Source organism: Betaproteobacteria bacterium, assembly GCA_016791345.1.
In the GTDB taxonomy this organism is placed as follows: Bacteria; Pseudomonadota; Gammaproteobacteria; order Burkholderiales; family JAEUMW01; genus JAEUMW01.
On sequence record JAEUMW010000204.1, the window covers coordinates 1 to 3,471 of the forward strand.

General features: G+C 69.1%; 4 protein-coding genes. 1 reads left to right on the forward strand and 3 read right to left on the reverse strand.

Annotated elements, in window-relative coordinates; all coding sequences use genetic code 11:
- On the forward strand, positions 1-1,429 hold a 1,429-nt coding region (locus JNK68_07745), incomplete at its 5' end, for a phosphoenolpyruvate carboxylase (protein ID MBL8540250.1).
- Between the two features lie 69 nt (positions 1,430-1,498).
- Here JNK68_07745 and JNK68_07750 read toward each other — a convergent pair.
- The 3 genes from JNK68_07750 to JNK68_07760 all read right to left on the reverse strand — a co-directional run.
- On the reverse strand, positions 1,499-1,654 hold the full coding sequence (locus JNK68_07750; GenBank protein ID MBL8540251.1) for a hypothetical protein: 156 nt from the start codon (positions 1,652-1,654) through the stop codon (positions 1,499-1,501).
- Positions 1,655-1,755: 101 nt separating this feature from the next.
- Positions 1,756-2,637, reverse strand: a complete 882-nt coding sequence (locus JNK68_07755; GenBank protein ID MBL8540252.1) for an NAD-binding protein — start codon at positions 2,635-2,637, stop codon at positions 1,756-1,758.
- On the reverse strand, positions 2,634-3,471 hold an 838-nt coding region (locus JNK68_07760), incomplete at its 5' end, for an NAD(P)-dependent oxidoreductase (protein ID MBL8540253.1). The genes JNK68_07760 and JNK68_07755, both read right to left, overlap by 4 nt.

The following is a 3,471-nucleotide window of genomic DNA, read 5'->3' on the forward strand; positions in this document are numbered from 1 at the left end:
GTGGCTTCTCGCCGAGCTCGAACGGCCGCTCGTCCCGACCCGAGACCTGGCGGGTCTTCCCCCCACGGCGCAGGAGACGCTCGGCCTCTTCCGGCTGGTGCGCGAGATGCGCGTCGTGACCGACCGCGACGCCTTCGGCAGCTTCATCCTGAGCATGACCCGGCATGCCGCAGACATCCTCGGCGTGTACCTGCTGGCAAAGGAGGCCGGCCTCTTCGCCGACCCTGCCGGGGTCGAACGCTGCACGCTGCCGATCATGCCGCTCTTCGAGACGATCGACGATCTGCGCGGCGCGCCGGCGGTACTGCGCGACCTGCTCGCGGTCCCGGTGGTGCGCCGCAGCCTCTCCGCCCAGGGCGGTCTGCAGGAAGTGATGATCGGCTATTCCGACTCCAACAAGGACGGCGGCTTCCTGCCGTCGAACTGGGAGCTCGCCCGCGCGCAGACGCGGCTCTCCCAGGTGGGACAGGAGCATGATGTCACCATCGCCTTCTTCCACGGCCGCGGCGGATCGGTCAGCCGCGGCGGCATTCCCGCCGGCCGTGCCATCGCCGCGCAGCCGGCCGGTTCCATCCGCGGCCGCTTCCGTCTGACCGAGCAGGGCGAGGTGGTGTCGCTCAAGTATGCCAACCGCGGCACCGCGGCCTATCAGGTCGAGCTGCTCGCGGCGAGCGTGCTGGAGCACGCGCTCAAGTCGGAGCGGGAGCGCGAACTCGAGCCGGTACCGGAATTCGACGACGCGATGGAGGCGCTGGCGGGTGCCGCGCGTGCCGGCTACCTGCGCCTCGCAGCGCATCCGGGTCTGGTGACTTATCTGCAGGCGGCCAGTCCGCTCGAAGAGATTTCACTGCTCAACATCGGTTCGCGTCCGGCACGACGGTTCGGCGCGAAAACCCTGGCAGAACTGCGCGCGATCCCGTGGGTCTTCGCCTGGTCGCAGAACCGGCACATCATCACCGGCTGGTTCGGACTAGGCAGCGGCCTGGCGGCGTTCCGGCAGGTGCGCGGCGCGGCGGGCGACGCCTTGCTCGCGCGCATGTTCCGCGAGTCGCGGCTGTTTCGCCTCGTGCTGGACGAAGCGGAGAAGACGCTCGCGGTGGTGGACCTGGAAATCGCCCGGCTCTACGCGGAACTGGTGCCGGACGCTGCCCTGCGGGACGAAATCTTCGAACTGGTGCGCGATGAATACGCGCGCGCCTGCGAGATGGTGCTGGCGACTACCGGCGAGTCCGCGATAGCCGAGCGCTTTCCGGAATTCCGGACGCGCCTTGCGCACCGGCTGCCGACGATCAATCAGGTAAGCCGCGAGCAGATCGATCTGTTGCGGCGGTTTCGCGCGGCGGACGATGGTGCAGAGAAGGAGGCGATCAAGGCGCCCCTGCTGCTCTCGATCAACTGCGTGGCGGCGGGACTCGGTGCAACCGGGTGACGTGCAGCCAGAGCGAACGCCCGGCGGCGACAGGACAGGCGTGAGTCTTCGTCCGCGCCTGTCGCCCACTCAGTAGCGATGCGGGCGCGCGAGCAGCGCAGACCGCTTCTGCAGCAGCTTCGACCCTGGGCGGACGAGGAACTGCGGCTGTCGCCGCGTGGAGGTGACGACCTCGCGCTCCGTCGAGCGCAATACGAATGGCATGAGCCGATTGCGATGGATCATTTTTTCTCTCCCCTATGCGTACCTGTCTTATTGGGGAGACATTAGGATCGGCCACGAACCCCGTCCAATTGCACTTGCTGATGATTACGATAAGCCAGTCCTTATGATCCGGTGCGCATCGCCTCGACCACGGTGAGCACCGCAGCGGAGTCGAGCCGGGCCCCGCCGCGCGCCATCAGCGCGTTGAACGTCTGCGCTGCCACCGCGGCGCCGGGAATCGCGAGCCCCACCGCCGCCGCGCAGTCGAGTGCGATGTGCACGTCCTTGTGATGCAGCCTCGCCTCGACACCCGGACGGAAATCGCGGCTAACCATCTTCGGTCCCATCACGTCGAGCATGCGGCTCGCAGCGGCCCCGCCGCGCAGTGCCTCCAGCACTTTTCCCGGATCGACGCCGCTCGCGCTCGCCAGCGTGAGTGCCTCGGCGATGCCTTCGAGCATGAGCACGATGGCGAGCTGGTTGGCCGCCTTCGCCGCCTGGCCGGCACCGCTCTCACCGATGCGCAGCACCGTCCTGCCAAGTCTGCGCAGCAGCGGCTCCGCACGCCGGAACGCGTCCTCGGGTCCGCCGACCATGATCGACAGCGCGGCGTCGATCGCGCCCTGCTCGCCGCCGGACACCGGTGCGTCCAGGAACGCCACGCCGCGTGCCGCAAGCGCCGTCGCGACATGCTGCGCGGCGGCAGGCGCGATGGTGCTGTGATCGATCACCAGCAGGTCGGGGCGGGCGCCTTCGATGACACCGCCGGCGCCGAGCACGACCGCCTCGACGTCCGCTCCCGTCGTCACCATGGTGAAGACGACATCGCAACGTCGCGCCAGCTCGGCGGGCGATGCGCATGCCACCGCACCCTGCTCGAGAAGCGGTGCGAGCGCGGCCGGTCGCCGCGCGTAGACCGCGAGCGGATGTCCCGCGCGCAGGAGATGCAGCGCCATGGGCCGCCCCATCACGCCGAGGCCGATGAAGCCGACGCGCTCGCTCATTGGTCATCTCCCTGGCGCATGCGCCCGAGCACCTTGTAGATCGCCGAGGAATCGAGCTCGCCTTCACCGCTGCCGACGAGCGCATTGAGGTGCTGCGCGACGAGCGCCGCCGCCGGCAGCGCCACGCCGAGTTCGAACGCGCTCTGCAGCACGATGCGCATGTCCTTCTGGTGCAGTCGCGCCTTGAAGCCGGGCTGGAAGTCGGCCTCGAGCATGCGCCGGCCGTGGATCTCCAGCACCCGCGAATAGCCGAAGCCGCCGAGCAGTGCTTCACGCACCTTTGCGGCGTCCACGCCGTTCGCCTGCGCGAGCAGCAATGCTTCCGCCACCGCTTCGATGGTCACGGCCGCAACGATCTGGTTGCACGACTTCGCCACCTGACCGGCGCCGCTCGCGCCGATGTGCACGATGTTCCTGCCCATCAGTTCCAGCAGCGGCCGCACGCGCTCGAAGGTCTGCACCGGGCCGCCGACCATGATCGAGAGCGTGCCGTTGACCGCGCCGATCTCGCCGCCGGACACGGGCGCATCCAGCATCTCGACGTCTTTCGCGGCGAGCGCAGCGGCGATGCGTCGGGTGGCCGCAGGCGAAATCGTGCTCATGTCGACGATGACTGCGCCGGCTTTCGCGCCCTCGCTGCAGCCGCCGCCACCGAGGATCACCTGCTCGACGTCCGGCGTGTCGGACACCATCACGAACGTCACGTCCGATCTTGCCGCGACCTCTGCCGGGGATGCGCACGTCACCGCACCGGCGTCCGCCAGCGGCTGCATGCTCGCGGCGCGGCGCGCGTGGACCGCCATCGCGTGCCCGCCCTTCATGACGTTGAGCGCC

Bases quoted from the DNA above. Each gene is read 5' to 3' on its own strand.
- JNK68_07750 (MBL8540251.1), bottom strand. From the start codon at position 1,654: ATGATCCATCGCAATCGGCTCATGCCATTCGTATTGCGCTCGACGGAG.
- JNK68_07755 (MBL8540252.1), bottom strand. From the start codon at position 2,637: ATGAGCGAGCGCGTCGGCTTCATCGGCCTCGGCGTGATGGGGCGGCCC.